The organism is Anabaena sp. UHCC 0204 (assembly GCF_009711975.1).
GTDB lineage: Bacteria > Cyanobacteriota > Cyanobacteriia > Cyanobacteriales > Nostocaceae > Dolichospermum.
Genome location: NZ_VIKW01000002.1, coordinates 113,309 through 135,141 on the forward strand (window position 1 = coordinate 113,309; position 21,833 = coordinate 135,141).

At 37.6% G+C, this 21,833-nt stretch carries 16 protein-coding genes and 2 pseudogenes; 6 read left to right on the plus strand and 12 right to left on the minus strand.

The genetic code is table 11. The features are described from left to right. Positions 1-43 precede the first annotated feature (43 nt). From FJR04_RS02080 to FJR04_RS02095, 4 genes and pseudogenes are all read right to left on the minus strand, one after another. Positions 44-820: an MBL fold metallo-hydrolase gene (locus tag FJR04_RS02080; protein ID WP_168491357.1), complete on the minus strand. Its 777-nt coding sequence runs from the start codon at positions 818-820 to the stop codon at positions 44-46. Between the two features lie 63 nt (positions 821-883). After that, a pseudogene (locus FJR04_RS26015) lies at positions 884-1,834 on the minus strand (patatin-like phospholipase family protein); the annotation flags it as partial. 137 nt (positions 1,835-1,971) lie between these two features. Beyond that, the gene (locus tag FJR04_RS02090; RefSeq protein WP_168491358.1) at positions 1,972-3,030 is read right to left on the minus strand and encodes a diguanylate cyclase regulator RdcB family protein; all 1,059 of its coding nucleotides are present in this window, start codon (positions 3,028-3,030) and stop codon (positions 1,972-1,974) included. Beyond that, positions 3,027-5,402 (minus strand): dynamin family protein, encoded by a 2,376-nt coding sequence (locus FJR04_RS02095; protein ID WP_168491360.1) that lies wholly within the window; start codon positions 5,400-5,402, stop codon positions 3,027-3,029. The genes FJR04_RS02090 and FJR04_RS02095 overlap by 4 nt, the downstream gene beginning before the upstream one ends. Positions 5,403-5,616: 214 nt before the next feature. Between FJR04_RS02095 and FJR04_RS02100 the strand changes: the two are divergent. Further along, positions 5,617-5,757: pseudogene (locus FJR04_RS02100) on the plus strand (DUF2887 domain-containing protein); the annotation flags it as partial. A gap of 14 nt (positions 5,758-5,771) precedes the next feature. Here the strand turns inward: FJR04_RS02100 and FJR04_RS02105 are convergent. Together FJR04_RS02105 and FJR04_RS02110 are read right to left on the minus strand one after the other, a co-directional pair. After that, entirely contained in the window at positions 5,772-6,542 is a 771-nt protein-coding gene (locus tag FJR04_RS02105; protein ID WP_168491362.1) for a circadian clock KaiB family protein, read from the minus strand. Positions 6,543-6,613: 71 nt separating this feature from the next. Continuing rightward, positions 6,614-7,885: a type IV pilus twitching motility protein PilT gene (locus FJR04_RS02110; RefSeq protein ID WP_168491364.1), complete on the minus strand. Its 1,272-nt coding sequence runs from the start codon at positions 7,883-7,885 to the stop codon at positions 6,614-6,616. A gap of 638 nt (positions 7,886-8,523) precedes the next feature. Between FJR04_RS02110 and FJR04_RS02115 the strand changes: the two genes are divergently transcribed. Next, complete coding sequence (locus tag FJR04_RS02115) at positions 8,524-8,898, plus strand: hypothetical protein (RefSeq protein ID WP_168491365.1); 375 nt, start codon at positions 8,524-8,526, stop codon at positions 8,896-8,898. Positions 8,899-9,282: 384 nt separating this feature from the next. Here FJR04_RS02115 and pyrR read toward each other — a convergent pair whose 3' ends face one another. From pyrR to FJR04_RS02130, 3 genes are all read right to left on the minus strand, one after another. Beyond that, positions 9,283-9,819 (minus strand): bifunctional pyr operon transcriptional regulator/uracil phosphoribosyltransferase PyrR, encoded by a 537-nt coding sequence (gene pyrR, locus FJR04_RS02120; protein WP_168491367.1) that lies wholly within the window; start codon positions 9,817-9,819, stop codon positions 9,283-9,285. A gap of 161 nt (positions 9,820-9,980) precedes the next feature. After that, on the minus strand, positions 9,981-10,937 hold the full coding sequence (gene cbiB / locus FJR04_RS02125) for an adenosylcobinamide-phosphate synthase CbiB (protein ID WP_168491368.1): 957 nt from the start codon (positions 10,935-10,937) through the stop codon (positions 9,981-9,983). A 50-nt stretch (positions 10,938-10,987) separates the two neighbouring features. Continuing rightward, on the minus strand, positions 10,988-11,431 hold the full coding sequence (locus FJR04_RS02130) for an Rrf2 family transcriptional regulator (RefSeq protein WP_168491370.1): 444 nt from the start codon (positions 11,429-11,431) through the stop codon (positions 10,988-10,990). Between the two features lie 429 nt (positions 11,432-11,860). Here FJR04_RS02130 and FJR04_RS02135 point away from each other — a divergent pair, with 429 nt between their 5' ends. Continuing rightward, positions 11,861-12,271 (plus strand): AbrB family transcriptional regulator, encoded by a 411-nt coding sequence (locus FJR04_RS02135; protein ID WP_168491371.1) that lies wholly within the window; start codon positions 11,861-11,863, stop codon positions 12,269-12,271. Between the two features lie 85 nt (positions 12,272-12,356). Here FJR04_RS02135 and FJR04_RS02140 read toward each other — a convergent pair whose 3' ends face one another. Next, positions 12,357-14,273 (minus strand): chloride channel protein, encoded by a 1,917-nt coding sequence (locus FJR04_RS02140; protein ID WP_168491373.1) that lies wholly within the window; start codon positions 14,271-14,273, stop codon positions 12,357-12,359. A gap of 568 nt (positions 14,274-14,841) precedes the next feature. On the opposite strand from FJR04_RS02140, the gene FJR04_RS02145 reads away from it, so the two are divergent. Further along, entirely contained in the window at positions 14,842-15,219 is a 378-nt protein-coding gene (locus FJR04_RS02145) for a hypothetical protein (protein ID WP_168491375.1), read from the plus strand. A gap of 125 nt (positions 15,220-15,344) precedes the next feature. Here FJR04_RS02145 and FJR04_RS02150 read toward each other — a convergent pair whose 3' ends face one another. Further along, positions 15,345-16,961 (minus strand): glycosyltransferase family 39 protein, encoded by a 1,617-nt coding sequence (locus FJR04_RS02150; protein ID WP_168491376.1) that lies wholly within the window; start codon positions 16,959-16,961, stop codon positions 15,345-15,347. A gap of 257 nt (positions 16,962-17,218) precedes the next feature. Between FJR04_RS02150 and FJR04_RS02155 the strand changes: the two genes are divergently transcribed. Further along, positions 17,219-18,745 (plus strand): hypothetical protein, encoded by a 1,527-nt coding sequence (locus FJR04_RS02155; RefSeq protein WP_168491378.1) that lies wholly within the window; start codon positions 17,219-17,221, stop codon positions 18,743-18,745. A 150-nt stretch (positions 18,746-18,895) separates the two neighbouring features. Here the strand turns inward: FJR04_RS02155 and FJR04_RS02160 are convergent, their stop codons facing one another. Beyond that, a complete protein-coding gene (locus tag FJR04_RS02160) occupies positions 18,896-20,188 on the minus strand; it encodes a recombinase family protein (RefSeq protein WP_168491380.1) in 1,293 nt (430 codons plus the stop codon). A 233-nt stretch (positions 20,189-20,421) separates the two neighbouring features. On the opposite strand from FJR04_RS02160, the gene FJR04_RS02165 reads away from it, so the two are divergent. Next, the gene (locus FJR04_RS02165) at positions 20,422-21,816 is read left to right on the plus strand and encodes an MFS transporter (protein ID WP_168491381.1); all 1,395 of its coding nucleotides are present in this window, start codon (positions 20,422-20,424) and stop codon (positions 21,814-21,816) included. Positions 21,817-21,833 lie beyond the last annotated feature (17 nt).

The window sequence follows — 21,833 nt, forward strand, 5'->3', positions numbered from 1 at the left end:
GTCAACTCTCATTTTTCCGTAATCTCTGTGGTTAGTTTTGAGCTTACTTTTGGGTAAGTGTTTTTAATTGAAGATTGACTTTTTCACCAGGGTTAGGGGCGATTACCTTGGTTGTTAAATTGTTTTTCTCTAATAATGTCTGAAATTCTTCCACTGTTCCCCTAGCTTGGAGAAATTTGATCAGCAGTCCCTCAAACAAAATATCCCCTCCTGCTGCGGTAGGGAGTATAAATTGAGGTTTTACTAATTTTGCCACTTCTAAGGCGCTATTCATGCCTTTGATAATCGGACCGAGTACAGGTAATCCCAAATCAATAATTGGTGTAATTACTACGTCAATGGGTGCTACCTCTTTTAGTTGGGGGGAATGATAGCCATGAGGTTCATAATACAATGTGGAATTACTTGCTAAATCTTTGAGCAAATAGCCATTTTCTAACAAGGTTGGTCCAATGGGAGAACCGGGAAAAGCTTTGATTTCTACTTGATTATTTAAGGTGAAAGTTTCACCATGATTGAGGCTGATTATTTGTTGATAACCCAGTTGTTCTACTACTTTGGCTGCATTGGGAGAAGCAACAACAGGAATATTTTTATCAAGTTGCTTTAAAGTGGGTGGATGTGCGTGATCTTCTAAGCCTTGAGAAAGTAGAATTAAATTTATATGATCTGGTATTGATCGATCCTGAGAACGAGAACCTTTAAATAACCAATCTAAATTATTAAAGGTTAAATTACCAATTAACCAAGGGTCAATTAGTATCCGCTGTTCACCAATTTCAATCAACCAACTATTGCTATCTAACCAAGTAAAGTTCATAATTAAGAGTTGCTAAAAAAGTTTTTTGATGATAATTAGAAGTTTGTACAGGAGTCAAAAGGATTATAAATGAAAATCATTGAGTAAATGCTCTGTTGAATTAATCAATTGATTATGAATTTGACGTTGCTCTTTAATTGTACTAAAAATTTGAATAATGGGAGTTAAACAACGTTTTGCATCTTCATATCCAAATTGTTTAAGTTCGGTAATACGTTCATAACTGAAGTCTAACCAACTATCAACTAAACCTATAACTGGTATATCTGATTTATTAATTGGTTGTTCTGGTCTAATTTCAATGATGGTTTGTTCGGGAAAATCATGACGATTCCAAGTTACTCCATTATTAAGATGAATAATAATTGCATGAGTACAACCACGCGCAGCTAAAGCTTTTAAGGGAACGTTATCAGCTAAACCACCATCAACATAGGATTTTCCATTTACTTCTCGACTAGGAAATGCTAAAGGAAGAGCAGCACTAGCTAAAAGCAAATTGTATAAGGTTTCATCATCTTTAAAATCTTGTACACAAAGCCAGTGAGCATCTGTTCCTGTACGGGAGCGAACAAAATCTATTAACCAATCATAACCTAAACCGGGAATTTTTAAAGAAGGAAATACTGTAACCCATAATTCAATTCCATTTCTCAAATTGTTGCTATGGATTTTTTCTCTTAACAATTTTTCAATAGGTGCAGGATCAAAAATAGCAGTAGTATCTTTTAATAATCCTTGTTCTATTAAAAAATGAAGCATCCATTTCTGAAATGTGGGAATAAAAGTTTGAGCAGTGTAACTCAATGTGCGGAGAATTGTCCCCGTGTTGGGGCGTAAAATCTTCGCGTCGGCTAATTCTTCCCAAAATTGATTTAGGTGCTGTACTGCTTGAGGAAAGGGGCGATAGGATGATAAAACAGCACCATTAAGAGCGCCTATGCTAGTTCCTGCAATGATGTGAGGAACTAAACCAAGTTCAGCAATATATTTTAATGCACCGGCTTGATATGCTCCTTTTGCACCAAACTTTAGCGATCGCTCAAATCAACATAAGATATACTATTTTAATGCACCGGCTTGATATGCTCCTTTTGCACCTCCACCGGTGAGTACGAGTCCAAATGTAGGGTTAGCGGTTTTCATATTTATTAATTAGAGATATTACTAATTATTGCTAAACAATCATTTGCGGTTTCTTCCACAATAGTGGTGATAAATTCCCGTGCGTCGGTGGTGCGGGAAATACTATCAATTTGATGACGACAGAGATGAATAGCACTTTGAGCAGGTTTATTTGGTCTAACTTCTTCAGGAAGTATTGCTAGTTCTAAAGTTGTACCAATGACAAATAAATGGGGTATATTTGTTAATCTCTGTTGGGGAATTGAACGAATTTCTAATAAGCCAGCAGTTAATTCTCTGTCATCATTTGTCATTGTCGCCCAAGATTGATCTAATAAATCACCAAGTCCGAAAAAACTGCTAGGTAATTGCTTATGATGAGCGAGAATTTTATTTACTAATAATTGCCGAAAACGATCTTTATCTCCTGTTTCTAATTCATACATAATTACAGAACTGCTGAATACTTCCCGCGCTAATAATGCAATTTGTATAGCCCAAGGTAGTTTTGTATAAGTTTGTCCAGCAGCCCAAGCAGTGACAATATGATCTAAATCTTCGTTAGCAGCAACTCTCACTTCTAATTTACGCACTCGTGACTCAAGATTATTCAGTCTTGTACCCACTTGTTGAGCTAATTGATTAAATTGTTCACTCAGTTGAATGATTGCGTTTTCTTGGGTTTGCAATCTTTGTTTTTGATTGCGAATAGCATCACGAGCTTCTAATAATGAGTTTTGAGTAATTTCTAGGGCAATTTGACTAATTTTTAAGGAGTCTGTAAGTTCTAAAACCCAGTTTGATAGTGCTTCTTGTCCTGCTATTAAGTTACCATCTAACAAAAGTTGGCGTTTATGATCACTTCCATCTAGTTGAGAAATTAGGTTTCCAAACCATCCTCTATTTTTGCGATAACGGATGATATCTTTATTAATTTGGATGCCGTTTATTAGGTCAATTATGGCTTTATCTCCCACTACAGGAACTCGTTTTTGGAGTTGTTCTAGTGTTTGAGTTGATGGATTTGTAAAACCTGCATTTTGTTTTAAACTACTTGAATTTTGAGGATAGAAAAGATTACTCATTGCTTATTCCTTATTAAATCACTTGCAAATTCTAAACGAGCAGCAGCATTTTTATTTTTTTCTTTTGCTTCTGCAAATAAATAATCAAGTTCAGTCACTAATTTTTCTTTTTCCTCAACTTGTAATTTTTGGTCTTGCTGTGATTGAATCAAACTTTCACGGTAGTTACTCAAGTAAATATCAAGATCATTAAAAAAGATAGAAACTCGCTGTTTAAAGTCTTCATCTAAATATTGATTAATGCCTTGTTTGATATTTCTGACACTTTGATCAATGGATTCACTAGATTGATCAATTATCTCTTGGAGAGAAACAGTATAATAATCCTCCTTTTTATCAGGACGTTTAACTCTAATTGTTTCTTTTTTGGGAACTAAAAACAACCAATGTGTAAATTTTCTTTTTTCAACTACTTTATTTTCATATCCCTGATCTAACCATCGAGTATTACTGTTGACTCTCACTTTACCAAAATCAATATCCTCAGAATCAATAGTTAATGTTGGTAATGATAAATTTATCTCAAAAGCTTCATTTAATCGTTGACGCGCTCGGTCAATAATAGGCTGAGTTTCTTGTATCAAAAAATTTGTTAATTTAAGTCGTGATTTTTCAGTTATCTTTCTTACTTGTTCACGCACATCATCTAGTAGCATATCTATTCTCTGTTTAGGATAAGCTATAGCTTGTTCTGCAAAATCTTCCGCTTCTCTCAAACTATTAAATTCAATTACACCACTACCTGTTGGCTTGATCTGAGAATTGAATCGTTTAGAAATCAAATTAAAAAAATTGGTCGCTACCATACCCCCTTTTTTTACTAAATCTGCCCGTTGATATTCTTCTTCAATAAAAGAACTTTCAAGACTGACAGTAGCCTTTTGCTTCAGAGTTTCCAATATTTTATTAAGTTGTTGATAGAGGTTAGTTTTAATGTTATCTACCTCCTGTAATCGTTGACGACAATCTTCTAGTGATTGCAAATCTGTTTCTAGTGCTGTAACTTCAAATTTAACTTTCTCTTCATCTTGTGCCATAGCACTTCTGCGAAGTTGTACATCATCTTGTAGTTCTGCAAGTCGAGCAAGAGAAATTTTGAGCGCAGATTCTATACAACGTGGTGCGGCTTCCGCCATTAAAGCATTAATTGCACCATTTAAAAAAGGATCAAATCCTGATTTTTTCCACAATTTTTCAGCTTTCTTTATTAACTCTTCTACTGCTGCTTCTTTTAGATCTTCTTCCCAATCAATACCAAATACTTCTTGAGCAAGAGAACTTGATGTTTCCAATTTACTAACTTCAACATCTGGACGTTGTTGTAATTCCATTAAAAAATTAGCAGAAGTAAAAGCACGTCTAGCTGATATTTCAAATACTCGATTTATATCACCAACGTTACCAATCCCAAATTCAGCAGCAACAAACTGTTGTACCTGTTCTGGTTTCATGTCACCATCTCGACGCTGATCTACTTTATTAATTAAGACATATAAACTTTCTTTACCTCGTAAGTCTATGACTCTTTCAACATCTTTTTTTACTTTCTCTGCGGCTTCATTTTTCAACTGTGTGAAATCTAAAACTATCAACACCATTGAACTTTTACGGAGTTGTTCAGCAACTACAGCTTGAAGTCGCAGATTTTCTCCTGCTTCATTTGGTCCAGGAGTATCTACAATTACTAATTTACCTAAAGTTTCTGATTGCTGATTTGTTTGAGAAAGCCAAAAAGGAGTACGAATCCGGGGAACTTCTGTTAAAGATTGAAGTGGATCTACACTGGGGCAAATAATACTGCATAACCGGACAATATCATTTAAACTTGTTAAGGTGAGAGCAATATTTTTGCGTCCTTCCGATTTGTGGGGAACTGATTCTACTAAAGCTTTTTGAATCAATTTTGGCATTATTTGTAAATGAGGATATTGAGCCAGCTTTTCTTGTGCTTTTTCAAGTCCCATCTCATTAATTTGCTTCCGCAAAGCCAATAAAGTCTCTTGAAAAACTGTTACTATTTCGCGACTTAAAGTTAAAATTGGTTCTTGCAACCCAGCATCAAAAATAATTTCTGTGGGCAGCGTCGTCATGGCAGAATTACGACTTGGTAAAATATCCTGTCCGATAATGGCATTTGTGATCGTTGACTTACCCGCTTTCATCGGTGCTACAATTGCCATTCTTAACTCAAGGTTTTTGACTTTCTCAACTTCTTGTTTTACTTGCTGCTCAAATTCAGCATATTTTTGACTAGCAACATCAGAACTCAGTGCTGTACTAGCACGATTCATCAGCAAACTGATTTGCTCTAATAGGTCAATAACATCACTTTGCAAATCTTGGACATTCGGCTTCAGCGTTTGAGAATCCATTGGCTTTTACTCCGCACCTGATTAAATCCACTACCGTAGATTTTCTCTTGACACAAAGGATTATACAAACAGTGAAAATACGGAAGCCACGCTTTTACATATTTCTTATTGTTTCTTGTTTTTACGGGTAAATTATGCTAATAAAACGCAAATTGTCTCAAAAAGTTAACTCATTACGGATATAATCTTTCTTAAGTAATACATAAAATTCTTTATGCGTCGAGATTCAATCTTTTACAAACTATTCCAACAATATCCATCTTTGCTATTTCAACTATTGACAAATCCACCCACAAATGCTGATGCTTACAGATTTGATTCTGTAGCAGTCACAGAACCCAAATGTGAATTTGACAGCTACAGATTTATTCACTGTCCTGCTAACATTTGCAATAGTTTATCCATATTATCTAAATTACCAACCATGCGCCGAATTGGATGAGGCCATACTTTAACTAAAGTTGGAGTAGCCGAAACTTGATCAATTTCCGCCTGTTCTGGATTGGTGAGAACATCAATAACTTTCAGAGTATAAGGATATCCTAGCGATCGCTCTAATGATTCATGCAAGTTTTGTAAAATTTTTTCTGTAGTCGCACTATGGCCAGCCACAAATAAGCGCAGAACATAGCCTGGCGGACCTTGGATATTTTGTGGTGTTGGTTGTGTATTGATCACTGGTTGTTGGTACTGTGAGGGAGAATCAGCTAAATCCAGACGCACAATTAAATCATGATCTTCCCAAAGCTGAGGAAATGTAGTTCGATAAGTTGATAATACCAAGCGATCGCACAATCCATCCTGCCAAGGTGCTGATTGCCACACTAAATCCCCTGTCCCAAAAATCGCATTCAACACAGCTTGATGACGAACCACCGCTGGATAAGCTTCCGCAAAAATTTGTACTTGTTGAGTCCGAGGATTTAACCAATGATCAATAGTTGCAGTATAACAAGGAACTAAAAAATGTGGCGGCTCTGGTAAATCCAGAATTTCCTGTAAAGCCGCACACAAATGTAAATGCCATCGTCCTTGTTTACTAGGATCAATACAATAAATTAAATCCCCTCCAGGCGTAAACAAGGCAATACCTTTGAACAACTGGGGTTTAGATAGTTTGTCTAAATTCAACTTAGTCACAGGAGCAGGGAACAATTGACAATTGACAATTGACAATTGACAACTATCAATTATCAATTACCTATTATCCATTAAACACGACCTCTGAGGAATTGCGCCATTTCATTCGGAGTTGGGGACATTTCCAAAGCCGTTTCTTCGGTAATTCGGCCTTCTTGGTAGAGATTCAGTAATGACTGATTCATTGTTACCATGCCATCAAAACCGGCTTGTTTCATTAACTCACCAATTTCATCATACTTACCATCTTTTACCCATTCTTTCACAGCTTCAGTATTAATAAGAACGTCATGGAAAGCCGCCCGTTTACCATCTGTAGTCCGACACAAACCTTGAGCAATTACCGCTACTAAAGATTCTGCCAGTGCGACGCGCATAGCATCTTGTTCTTCGCCTGAATACAAATTGAGAATCCGTTCAATAGTTTTTACCGCACTATTGGTGTGCAGAGTTCCCATCACCAAGTGACCTGTTTGCGCTGCTTTGAGAGCCGTATTCACGGTTTCTTTATCCCGCATTTCCCCCACCAGAATCAAATCTGGATCTTCCCGCAAAGCTGCTTTTAAGGCGTTATCAAATTTGCGGGTGTGCATTCCCACTTCCCGTTGTTTGACTAGAGACTTACGGCTTTGGTGAACAAATTCTACTGGATCTTCAATTGTAATAATATGTTTAGCCATCTCCCGATTGATATAATCAACCATCGCCGCCATTGTTGTTGATTTACCTGAACCAGTTGGACCTGTCACCAAAATTAAACCTTTGTGATGATGACAAATATCTCGAAATATCGGTGGTAAACGCAACTGCTCCATAGACAGAATTTTCAGGGGAATTAACCGGAGTACCATTGCATAACCACGCAAGGAATCAAACACATTAATCCGTACCCGTGCAAATTCGTACTGAGTCGCACCATCAAATTCTAGCTGTTCTTGAAACCTTTGGATTTCCGCATCAGTGAGAATCTCCCGCAACCAACTCATAAAAGTCACTTTATCAGTTTCGGGATAAGTTGTAGTTTGAATCTCCCCCCGACTACGAAAGCGGGGGATTTCGCCTACTCCCACGTGAACGTCAGAATAACCCTGATCAAATGCTTCTTGGACAAGGTTCGCCAAAGTCAGGGCTGAAGGCTTGTTTCTAGAAACAGAGGGACTAGATGGTGGTGGTGCTGGTGGCGCTCCAAGTGGACTCATTCCTACAGGTAGAGTCATTGTTGCGGCTGGAGCATTCTCTTCTAAATTTTTTGCCCCTTGACGCTGTGCAGTTGGTAACTGTGATGTTGATGTCGGTAGCGGTGGCGGTGGTGGCGGCATTCTGCGTGTTTGTGGTTCTGTCATATATTTTCACTGTTGGTAGATGGAAAATTTAATTGGTAATTTAAGTTATTGCTAATTTGGGAAAAATCTGATGAAAACAGCATAAAACTATGAAAAACAGCCAAAATTGAGGATCAATTTACATGGTAGTGTGTAATTCCTAGTATTTATACAGTGTTTTTAGTCATTTATTGACCAATATATCTTGTTTAACACACATATACTATCCTTAGTCTTCCGTGCAGGATCTACAAAATCTCTGTAATTAATTATATAAGTAATTGAATCTATATGGATAAGGAAATGCAGAAAATTAGCAATTACTGATTACCTCTCCAGGAATTATGAGAATCAATCCAGTTTTTTATAAGAAATGTTAAGCATCTGGGAAGTCAAGATGTGCAAATAAGATTTTGAGTCTCTTCTATCATTAGTCTATATTCCTAAAGACATATACCAAAACTCAGTTCCATGCCTGTGGGTATATGTGGGTTCTCATTCATAAGGACAAAAAATTAACTGTAAAGTTTAGTTAAGAAATGCTCATTTTGGCGCTAGAGTTTTATATACTGAATTTCACTGAAACAAAATCAGTTAATTCGCTTGCGAGCGATAAACAACTGAAAATTTAAACTTGCTGTGTATTGGGAGGAAAAGTCATGGTTTCGGCTCAAAGCTCTAATCTCGCTAAGACGCACTCCTTATTAATAATGAGAAGCTTTTTAATTTGGACATTTACATTGGCAGTGTGCCTGTTAGTTGTCGGCTTTCCATTGGTTGTTCTAATGGCTACGGTTGGATGTCTGTTATCAATTGTGTTGCAATCTGTTATGCCTGCTAGTGCAGTGCTAGTTGTGGCAGGTGGTTTAATAATGTTTAATGTTATGGCAGTATTAATTGCTGCTGGCGTGCTTACCGCTAAAGGTATTCATCCTAAACAGGTAAAATGGTTAAGCTGGCTACATGGTGAGGCAGAAAAATCACAAACAACTGTTTATGCAGCTTGTCCTTTAACTTGTGAAATAAACCAATAATTATCATTAGTTAACAACACTCGAAAAACAGTACATCTGCCCGGTAAAGCCGGGTTTTTTCATGTCTGGCAATATCTACCTGTGAGGAGGCATTCGGTGTAGGGGACTTCCAAGAAATAAATTATACAGATTAACGTATGGCTAACGCGAAGCGTGGCGTTAGCCATACCGCAGAGGCGCAGAGGACACAGAGGAATAAGGGTTTGAGTGTTTTTTTATTTGGAAGTTCCTAAGGGCGAAGCATTCGGAAAATGAACTTGGGGAAAAACCGAGAATTTGTCGCCCGAATGCTTCGCCCCTACAGGAGTCAGTAGGAAGAAGAATAGTCTTGAACCTGGGTTATTAAGCGTTCTTAGTTGTCAATTGTCAATTGTCAATTGTTAATTAGGTGCTAATCAACTCAACTGCATCTCTTCCGTCGCTATTTTGTAGATATACTTTGACAATCTCTTCTTTGGCTGTAGGTAATTTTTTACCGACAAAATCAGGGTGAATTGGTAACTCTCGATGACCCCTATCTACTAATACAGCTAAACGAATGACTTCTGGCCTACCATACTCATTCACTGCATTTAGAGCAGCACGAATTGTTCTTCCTTTAAAAATGACATCATCTACCAATACAACAGTTTTTCCTGTCAGATCAAAAGGAATTTCAGTTTTGGCTGGAGTTCTTAAACCTATTTTGTCAAGATCATCACGATAAAATGTAATATCCAACGCGCCTACAGAAACCCTGACATCTTCAAGAATTTCTATTTGACGTGCCAATGAATTAGCTAAAGGTACTCCTCTAGTATGAATACCCAGCAGCAACAACTGAGATAAATCTCGCGTTCTTTCGATAATCTGAGAAGCTATACGAGTCAAGGTTCGACGCAGTTCTTCTGATGAAAGAATTTCAACTACTTTGGTAGACATAAGGTTAGGGAATAGGGAGCAGGGAGCGGGGAGCAGGGAGCAGGGGAGCAGGGGAGCAGGGGAGCAGGGGAGCAGAGGAGAAAAATCTTCTTTTGCAACTGACAACTGACAACTGACAACTGACAACTGACAACTGACAACTGACAACTAACAACTGACAACTAACAAATTAAAAATATTGCTAATCCTAACCATAGTAAAAACGCATATCGAGTTAATTGTAAAGCTTTATCAATAGAATCAGGAGTTATGGGATAAATAGCATCTCCTAAAAGTGGTTTATCTTTAGCTACTCCACGATACCAATTTATTCCTCCCATTTGCACACCTAAAACCGCAGCATAGGCACATTCACTCCAACCAGAATTGGGACTTGGATCTTTAATGGCATCCCGGCGGCAAATTCGCCAGACATTTAAAGGTTTCAAGGATAGTAACGATAGAGTTATCACTGTTAATCTACAAGGCAACCAAGTAAAACAATCTTCCCATCGCGCACTAAACCAACCAATATCGGTGTAAGGTGCTTCCTTATAACCAATCATAGAATCTAGAGTGCTACTAGCTTTATATGCTAAAGCTAAAGGAGCAGAACCAATTACAGGTATAAACGCACCGATAATGGCATAAAAAAGAGGAGCCATGACTCCATCGGTAGCATTTTCTGTTACAGTTTCCAAGATTGCTCGTAAAACTTCTGCTGCTGAAAGATTGGCTGTATCTCTACCAACATAATTACTTAAAACTTGTCGAGCTTGTGTTAATTCTCCTAAGATTAAGGGTTTAATAACCTCCGTTGCTGCATCTCGTAAACTCTTGAGTGCAAAACAACTAGCTAAAAGAATGCTTTCTATAGCGATTCCTAAGAATGGATGTATCCATTTGGCACTTTGAATTATTACCCAGCCAACTAAAGCACTACCAATCATTAAAATCATGGCAATGACAATTCCGGCCAGACGCTGAGTGAGAGAATTTTGACAATATTGCAGGGCTAATTTACTCAACCGAGAAATTACTCCACCCATGACTCGTACCGGATGAGGCCAATTCCAAGGATCTCCTATTAAATAATCTAAAAATGCAGCCAAAACTAAAACCAAAGCGGCGGATCTCATTTGTTCTTGATTTTTTGTCTTTTAGATGATGATTGATGCTGAACTGATGACTAAACCACAAAATTGGCTTCTTCACCTAAAGAGGCTTGCCAACTACGAGCGTCATAATAAAGGTCAGCCAGAGTGATACTGAATAAAGCTTCTTTGAGTTTTTGGTTAAGTCTCTGCCACAAAGTGAATGTTACCCAATCTTCTGTTTGAGCAGGTGTAGGATTATTTAGAGGTAAATTAGTGATATTTTCACCAACAGCCTCTAAAATTTGGCCAATAGATATTTGTGCAGGTTTTTTTGCTAATTGGTATCCACCGACGCTACCACGAATAGAAGTCACCAATCCTGCCCGACGCATTTCTATTAGTAGTTTTTCTAGATAGGGTGCAGGAATATCTTGACGTTTGGCGATCGCTCTGACAGATTCAGGTCCATATTTGGGACGTAAACTCAAATCTAGCAATGCTTTCACACTGTAGTGTCCCCTCGTCGTTAGTTTCATATTGCAGTTATCATAATTTTTTTGATGCCCCTCATCACTTTTCCCTATTTTCTGCTTTTATGAGTAATTTCCAAAATCCCATCGGCAGACAATACTGCTCTCATACTGTCCACAAAGGGGGAAGAGGAAAGGGCAAGAAAAACCTTTAACCTTTTCCCCAACTAACTTACTAATTACCAATTCTTCACCAAGTTGTATTGAGTCTAGCAGGAATTGACAATCTATCTATCGTAGCTATCAGCATGATCATAATTCTATTTCATATAATTTCTTGACAATATTGATAATAGTGCAACAATTTTGTCTATGAGTGTAATATACTTGGCTAGGCTGATATAAAAAACTAAAGGATTCTGTTCTTGTTAGCTCAATGTCAGCTAAAATAAAATCCACTCAACAACTTCAAAAATTCATTTTCGACCTAAGTTGATGCCTAAACAGAAAAAAATTGAACCCCTAGTCGGTGAAGAACTGCTCAAAAAAGTTAAAGAGCTAGAAGCCCTCAGCAAAGACGAAAAAGCTAAACAGTGTGGCTACTATACTGTTACCAAAAATGGTATAGAGCGCGTCAATATGATGAAATTCTTGAATGCCTTAATTGATGCCGAAGGTATTCAGTTGGATAGTTCACCCAGTGCTAACGGACGTGGTGGACGCAGTGCCAGCTATAGAATTAGTGTGCAACAAAACGGTAACTTGCTAATCGGTTCAGCTTATACAAAACAGATGAATCTGAAACCCGGTGATGAGTTTGTCATTACTTTAGGGAAAAAGCACATTCGACTCCGGCAAATAGATGCAGAATCACTAGAAACTGCCGAAGTAGAAGCTACAGCTTAAATAAATATTCATTAGTCAGTTGTGAGTTGTCAGTTGTCAGTGGTTTAGTTTTACCTCTGACGGCTGAATACTGGCCACTGACCAATTACCAATTACCAATTTCTTCTATATATTCGGTAGTTGGTAGAATTGGTAAATAGTGATGTAGTGTCTTAGTGATTGCTGTTAAATTACAGGTTAATTCAATTTGCTCTCTTTCTAATAAACCCAGAATAAAATCAGGATTGTCTCTAGACACAACTGGTAATTGATGTAAACCACGTAATGCCATGCGGTCTAAAGCCTCCGATAAGGGTTCATTTTCCCAAGCATAGAGAATATCAGTAGTACAAATATCTATCAGCTTTTGATTAAATAAATGATCCTGAATTTCAGTAGATGTATTAGGATAATTTTCCCATAGAGAAAGAGTCCGCTTAATATCTTCTAAGGAAAGAATTCCCACTAACTTTGCAGTATCATCATCAATAATTAAAGCACTGCGTGTCCGTTCTTTGGTCATTTCTACCGCAGCTTCTACAACTCCTAGAGTTGCTGATAATTTTTTCGGACAAGTGTGCATAGCATCTGCTACTAACAGTTGCTGCCACATTTCCACCTTTTCATCTTTTAACTCTGGTAAACCAATCTGTTGCAGATTGGCATTAGCATCTACAGTTGGCTTAATTCGTTCCACTAGCCAAACACTTAAACCTACTGCGGCCATTAAAGGTAAAACAATCCGGTAATCGCGGGTTAATTCAAATAACATTAAAATTGCTGTTAATGGCGCTCTCACACTAGCTGCTAAAACCGCTGCCATACCTACCATTGCATAGGCTGGAGGGGCAGCCATATATTCCCCAATCGCTGGTGCTACCAAAGTCAGAAATTTAGCATAAGCAGACCCAAAGGACGCACCTAAAAACATAGCTGGGGCAAATAATCCACCAACAAAACCACTACCTGAACTTACTGCTGTCATCAGCAGTTTTAAAACCAGTAATATTAGTAATAGATTTAGGGAAAAATCCTCATCCTGTAGCATTGCTTGGACAGTATCATAGCCAATACCCAAGATTTGCGGATAGCGCCAACTGACAGTACCAATAATTACACCACCAATAATGGGCTGAATTGACTGAGGAATTTTACCTAGTAACTTTAATCCTGGTAAATTTCCCGCAAAACCAGCTTTAGCTAAACGAATTGATTCAGTATAAGTCAAAGCAATTAAACTTGCACCTAAACCTAAACCAAGATAAAGCGGTAATTCTAAGTAACTACGAACTTGATAAGCAGGTAAGGCAAAAGCTGGTTGTGAACCCAAGCCAATTTGAGCAATTAAAGCAGCTACTACAGCGGCCAGCAATACTACGCTCACAGCCGAAGTGGCAAAATATGTAGTCCCCATAACTACTTCTAAGGCAAAAAATACTCCAGCAATGGGAGCATTAAAACCAGCCGCTAAACCAGCAGCCGCCCCAGCACCCAAAAGTAACCGCTGACGTTCTTGAGAAACTTGTAATATATCAGACAACAACACTCCAAAATTAGTACCAATTTCTACACTTGGTCCTTCTGGTCCTAAAGATGCACCACTACCTAAAGAAACAGCCGCAGCAATCATTTTTGTGACTGGTCTTAATGGTTTCTTTGCTTCTTTCCCTTGAGAAACCGCTATGAGAGATGAAAGTCCCGGTCCAAAATCTTGAGTGCGCCAACGCATGAGGCCAACAATGATTCCACCTAGAGTGGGAACAGCCGCTAAAGTCCAAGCACCCCAAACACCAATCTGTCCCATGAAATTTTCCAGCATGAAGTTGTTAATTAGCTGGATTAAATAGTGAAAGGTAACTATCCCCATACCTGTACTACCGCCAATTAAAATGGCTAAAAATAACACTACTGTTTCTGGGGAAGGCTGAAAACGATTAATTAATGGAGTCAACCGCAGGGAAGGTGTGGGAAAAGCAGGGGATTCCCTGACCTTGCTCTGTGGTACAGGAGGCAAGATAGTCATTGATAAATGGGGTAAATGGGGGAAAAATTCTATTTTTTTAGCTGTTATTTTTAATTGTGGTTCATTATGAGAATAAATGCTTGATTAATAAATAGCAGGATCAAATTAGTTTGAATGTTACATATTTTTACCCAATTGTGGGGTAAATTGCTAGTTAGGCAAGGTATATTGTCCGAGTCAATACTCCTCGGTTTAAAGCTAAGTAGGTGGGCGTTAAAAATTGTCGTTGGGGCAAGGGAACAGGGAACAGGGAACAGGGAACAGGGAACAGGAAGAGAGTTTTGGGCGATTTTACTTTTCCTCGCATACCTTTAAATTTGTCTGTTCACCTACTTAGTACCACAGGCTAGAATTAATAATTAAAAATTTAAAAAGTAGGCGATACCAGCTTTTTGCGGGTTTTTAATAGTTGACAAGCTGTAAGTATGAATAAAAATTAGACACAAATACACTTTCAGCCTGATCACCTGCTATAAATATGGAAGGCTGTAGCAGGGTTGGTGATTTTTTAGTAAAATTCAATACAGATATTGTTAAAGTGAATAAATGGACTAGGCGGACGAGCTAGATGAGTACAAATACCTTTGATAATCGTTATGTTACTTGCCCAATTTGTCAAAGAAATAATAGAACAATGCCAATTAAGAGTTATATTGGTTTGTTTACCTGTCCTTATTGTCAAGAAAAGTTAGTTGTTTGTCAAAGTGGACACTATGTGCGTGATCCATTTATTTGGAGACAAATGATTATTTCTTCGGCTTTACGTCGTCAAAGCCGACCTTTAGCGAGAATAATCAGGGATTTTATTTTCATTAAGCGTCCTCTATTGTCCTTAGCTGTGGGAAGTGCTATTTTTTTGACTATTGTCACTATGACTCAAGATAATATGAGTTACGATCGCCAAGAGATTTTGAAAATTGAAAGTATAAAAAAAGATAATCATTAAAACAGCAAGAAGGGGAGGGTCAAAAGAAGCAGGGGAGCAGGGAGCAGGGGGAAAGAGTTTTAGATACCTTTTAAATTTTTCTGTTCGCCTACTTACACTGTACCTGACGGTACAGTGTAGATAGTTTACAAATGTTTGCTGTCTTTGGTAATTAATTGCCAATCTTCTACTTGATCTACTACTTTAATAGATTTAATTTGTAGGTTTTTTAAGGTAGATTTGTTGATGAGAAAGTAAGGTTGGCTATGATACTGCCAAAAATATTCCAGATCACCAGTAGAAACAGGAATGATAGTGCGATCGCTATAAAAATCCAAAGCAGGACGATGGTAGGGAAAAGATGTATAGATTTCCTGAACTGCTGGGTTCGTTTTAGCTATCATTGCTGCTACTGGTTTAACGGGATAGGCTGTATTTAATTCCCAAATCCAGTAATTGGATCTCATGAGCAGGAATAAGGAAAGATAACTTCCCCAAATTAAAACTTTGAGAAATTGCCTATCTCCTCGTTCTGCTAAAATTGCGGCTAAAGTCATAGTTAACGCCACAGTTGCAAAAATTATCTGTAACTCGGCTTTAGCTAAAGTCCGCCAACTAAAATAAATACTCCCCGCGGAAGCAACTACCGCCAATATAGCTAAACTTGTTACCCAAGCACGGGGATATCCAGAAAATGAAGGTGCATTTTCCATCTCTGCCAACTGAAACCCAAATGCTAATGCCAAGCTAGGATAAATTGGGAGAATATACCAGGGAAATTTGACGCTAATTAGGGAAATGATTAATAGATAAACACCACACCAAACAATTAGTAATTTTGCCCAACTTAAATTATTATTTTCCCAGGTAATGCGGATAGTTTGGGGTAAAAATATCAGCCAAGGCCATGTCCACTTGCAAATTTCTAGAAGATAATACCAAGATGGTTCTGAAGCGTCTTTAGTAATAGTTGCCATCTTGGGTAAAGATGTATTGACATCAATTTGGCTGAAGGGATAACCATAGTGTAATAGCTGAAACCCGTACCAAAAAAATACAGGTAGACAACCAATAAAAATGGCCATCCAGAAATAATAACAAGTCAGTAATCTGGGTGTATCCCAATAGAGAAATACTAAGACAACCGCGCCTAAATAAATACCCATCATCCCTTGAGTTAGACAAATTAAGCCAAAACTCAGACCTACACCCAAGCAATAACGTAAATCACGGCGCGATCGCAACAAAAACCAGATCATCAATATTAAAAAACTGACAACCACACCATCAAACAATGCCAACCTACCATAACGGACAACAGGTAGCATTGTCAGATAAATCCAAGAACTATAAATAGCAGCCCAACGTTGCCGAAATATTTCTCGTCCAATGCAATATAGCAAGGGGACAGAACTTGCTGTCAAAATAGCACTAGGTAGGCGAGTTGTCCATTCATTGACACCACCTATGGCATAAGCCCCAGCGATTAACCAGTGGATTAGCGGTGGGCTGTGATGATATGGTTCACCACCCAATGTTGGGTAAAGCCAACGCATAGAACCTGGGGGGGCTTGCCAAATTTCCCGTGCTACCCGTGCGATCGTTCCCTCCTCACCATCTTGTAAGGGTAAGCCACCAAGATTGATGCTGAACAGTATCACTGCTGCCAATAGTAAGACTATTAGCCATAGCCAATCCATCTTTTTCTCAACCACACGGTGCTGTTTTTCTAGATGACTCCAAATAAAGCTTCCTTCTTGCATATTCTATGCTAATCATTTGACTGCGGGGTTTGATTACATAGAGATCAAAGCAAATCTCCAATGTTGCCATCCAGGAACAACCTAATTTTCACAAACAATGGCTAGATCCCAAATTAGCGCAGTTTTCTAGGAACAGAGATAATTTTTTAGCGAAGATTTCTTTATTGATTTTTAAGGAAGTTTACAAGCACCTTGACGCTTAAATGATATAAATATTACCATCAGTATTTGGTCAATTATCCGGAAGGAGAATGTAAATGAACCTACCTTTTATTTTAGATGTGGCACTTGGTTTAATTTTTATTTACTTGATTTTAAGTTTGCTGGCTTCCGAAATTCAAGAATTATTATCAACAGTTTTGCAATGGCGTGCTGAACACTTGCGAAGATCAATTGAAATTCTCTTAGCTGGTGATGTTCAAGATTCAGATAGTCAGGAAGTAATTCAACTAGTTAATAAAATTTACGATAATCCTTTAATTAGAAGTATTAATCAAGAAGCTAAAGGTTTATTAGCAACTTTACCGCGCAAAGCTACTTGGGTAATTGGTTCATGCTTTAATATTTTAAGAAAGTCTAGTTCTAGACTCCGCAAAGAAACTGTTTTTGGTGATCAGAAACATAGTGCGCCTTCCTATATTGGCGGTGATAATTTTGCTAGTACCTTTATGGATACGCTCCAACTACCAATGCTGGTTCAGAAATTAACGGAAATTCGTTTAGATAATTTCAAAAAAGAACGTTTAGATGATATTAGACAAATTTTAATTCAGTTGCAGATTTATATTAATAATCAGGAATTATCTAGTGAATTTGCTACGAATATTGCTACAGATTATAAACAATTGGAATTAGAGTATAGTCATATTGTTAATGAATTTACCAATGATAAATATGATATATATATGAGTATTAATCGCATGAGAGATTGCCTGGATAAATATATAGAGAGTTTTCAGGCAAATATCGGTGATCATGGCGATATTTTAAATAAGTCTTTACGGGAACTAAAATTTTTAAGAAAAGATATTTTTGAAGATGCAGAAAAAGCTATAGTGCTGGGAGGATTAAGGCCTAATATTAATGAAATTGTTAAATTTCTCAAAAAAGGTAGTGATGTTCATGATGAAGTGATAACAGCTATCCAAGATAGAGATAGTGAAACTTACAAAAAAGTGAAAGAACTAATTGATATTTTGCCAGAGTCTGTAGTTAAGAATATTGAAACTATGGCAAAACGCGCTCAAATGAAGGCAAAAAGCACTGAGGAGGGGATTACTCTGTTACGAAAAGAAATTGAAAATAGTTTTGATAGCTCTATGGAAAGAGCCGGTGGTGTTTATAAACGTAATGCTAAAGGGGTAGCAATTCTAATTGGGATAACTTTAGCTCTGACAGCCAATGCAGATACTTTTCATATTATTAACCGCTTATCAAAAGATTCTTTATTGCGAGAAATAATTGTTGATAGAGCTACTCAAATAGTCCCCCCATCATCTAATCCTTCAGATATGTATAACATAAATCCTAATGAGGTTTTGAAGGATATTAATTTACCAATTGGTTGGACATCTGTTAACTTAAATGAGCAAATCAACCGCACAAACTATAGAATCAATGATTTACCTGTTTTTAGTGTTTTAACTATGATTGCAGGTTGGGTTGTTAGTGGTATTGCTATTTCTATGGGTGCATCTTTTTGGTTTGATTTACTCAGTAAAGTCATGAATGTGCGTAATTCTGGGAAAAAAAATAAACAATCTTCTAGAAATCAAGATGAATAATTCCTAATTCAGATCCCCGATTTCTTTAAGAAGCTATTACGGGCGAAGCATTCGGACAATAGTCTTGGAAAAAATGGATAATTTATCGCCCGAATGCTGATGCTTCCAGCACGCTCCGCGAACGCCCCTACCTCCTGCTGTATTGCTAATTTAGAAGATAAAAATTATCTTTAAATACCATTCTGGATTTTGACGGATAATTTGGATTTGTTGAATAAATTCGCGGAAGTAAAATCGTCTTTCTACTTCTGATAAGTCTAACCAAAATTGAGGAATGGAAACAGCTTGAGCGACGGAACGTAAATTGACAGGAGGAAGAATCGCTAACTTGGCTTGAAGTTCAGAAATTTCTGTGCGGATTTTATAAGCTCTTAATTTTGCAGTTTCTGGATCTAAAATTCCCGTTTCTATTAAAGTGGGTAATTGTTGCAGGATTTCTTGCTGACGAGATATGCGATCGCTTACACTATTTTTAATCGCATCTAATTGGGGAAAATCCATCCCCGCAACAGCTAAAGGTAAATCTCGACAAACACTATCAATAGTTTTTTGCAAAATTTCTTGGTAAGGAATAGCACGACATTTTGGTTGTTGAGAACAGTTGCTTGGGCGTAAATATAGATACTCTTTATCTTGATGACGCTGGGTAACACGGGAGACAATCATCTGTGATTGACATTGATTACAAATGACTAAACCTGCTAAAGAACGGGGCGCACTCGCAGTCCGTGATGGTAAACGGCTGTTGCGTCGCAGTAGTCTATCAACTTGTGCGGCTTCTTCCCTAGAGATAATTGCTCCATGAGTATTGGAGATAATTTCACTATTCTGATAAGCGGTATCACCCCGATAAACTGGATTAGTTAACCACCGTCTACCAGTAGTTACAGAAATTGTTTTACTGTATTTTTTACCTAAATAACGGACAGAAGCACGTAGAGAACCATAAAGTAGAAAGTGTTCAAAAAAATCTTTAACGACAGGTGAAGTGGTGCGATCAATGATATATTTCCCTTGTCCTCTACGGTAGCCATAGGGTGATTTTCCCGGTGGTGGTGAGGCTTCTAGCCGATTGCGAGCGTGTCCTTGACGGATACTGCGGCTGCGTTGTTGACGTTGGATTTCTTGTAATACTTCCAGGAGTTCAGCGCGGATGTGACTAGATTTGGAGGTGTATGGCTGTTGTGTCGCAATTACCATGACTCCCATTGCTTCTAATTGATTGAGGCGATCGCTCACTTGGGCTAGATTATCACCTAATTCTTCTAAGCGGCGAACCAGAAGATAATTTACTGTTTCTCTTTGACAATCAATTAATAATTGTTGTAATTGGGTACGTTTTCCCAAATCTTCATAAATTTTATCTACTTCCCAACCCCAGTCACCTTGATTGGGAACTGGATCTAGTAATGGATCAGTATAAATATAAACAATGATTTTCATAATGGGAAATATGGGATAATTATATATTTTCCTCAATTATTAATTATAAAAACTTAAATACCCTACTGATTATGAGATACTGATGACATTCTCCTAGCTGTTCCATAAACTGTGAGTCTGGAAACTGATATTTAAACAATCAAACTTTTTGTTGCAAAATACAAGATCAAAAGATCGTCAATTATCAGTGATTAGAACCACCTACAATTCGTCATCCGTAGTCATCATAATGTATGGATTCTCTTCAGGTTGACACAGTTGAATTGCTGAATGTAACAATTCCCGATCTTGATTCTTCACCAACTCAACAGTTTCCTGAGCGATTTGCTAAAAATGCTATTCGCACCAGTTTGCGAGCTTCTACTATAGACGCTATTTTCGCATCTGTTTTTTCCTTGAGTACAGGGGGAATTTTACTAAGTAATTTCTTAGTTGAGTTGAATGCGACTCCAGTGATATTTGGGATGTTGTCATCAATTCCCATGCTGGTAAATTTCATTCAACCTGTGGGTGCTTACATCTCAGAACAAACTACCAGTCGGTTTAAATTTTCTCTATTAACTTTTGGAACTTCCCGTTTATTGTGGCTAATTCTGGTAATTGGCATTTTTGCTAATAATTCTAGTTTAATAAATTCCCAGCAACTGGTTGTACTAACTCTGTCAATTGTTCTGTTTAGCCATCTGCTCGGAGGGCTAGGAAGTGCGTCTTGGCTGAGTTGGTTAGCACTTATTGTTCCTCGTCGGTTACGAGGTAGGTATTTTGGTATTCGGAATAGCGCCTCTAATCTGACAAATTTAATATGTGTACCTTTGACTGGATTAGTTATATCTCATTGGTACGGTGGAGCGATCCAAGGCTATGGTTTAGTTCTGTTTTTAGGTATTATTTGTGGACTAATTGGTTTAGGTTGTCAATATTTTAAGGTAGATATAAATCCTCAATTACAAAATCAGAATCGTCTGACTTTTTGTGAAAATCGCACTAATGTTAGTGACAAAATCATTGATGCTATGTGTACAAATGAGGATTCTTTGACTGCTAGTATTTGGCAAAACTCTAACTTTTTAATATTTCTGGTTTATTTTAGTATATGGATGTTGGCTGTTCATTTGAGCGCACCTTTTTTCAATCTCTATTTACTAGATACTTTAGATTTAGATGTGACTTTAGTAACTATTTATGGCAGTCTTCAGACAGGTGCAAATCTTTCGATGCTGATTATGTGGGGTAAATTAGCTGATAAGATTGGCAATCGTCCTATTTTAATTTGTATTGGTGTTTTAGTAGCAATTACACCATTATTGTGGTTAGGAATTGGCACTGATCACCTTGATTTGTGGTTGTGGTTGCCGCTTTTACATATTTTTATTGGTGTGACTTGGGCGGGAATTGACCTCTGTACTACTAATATGTATTTGGGAATTGCCCCTGTCAAAAACCAATCAATCTATTTTGCGATCGCTGCTGCTGTAGCAGGAGTTAGCGGAGCTTTAGGAACAACAATCGGCGGTTTTATCGCCCAAACACCTGGTTTTGGTGGTTTATTAGGCTTGTTTGCCATATCTAGCATTTGTAGATTAGTAGGGTTAATTCCCCTGATTTTTGTCAAAGAACCAGGGAAATAAGAGTCAGTTGTCAGTTG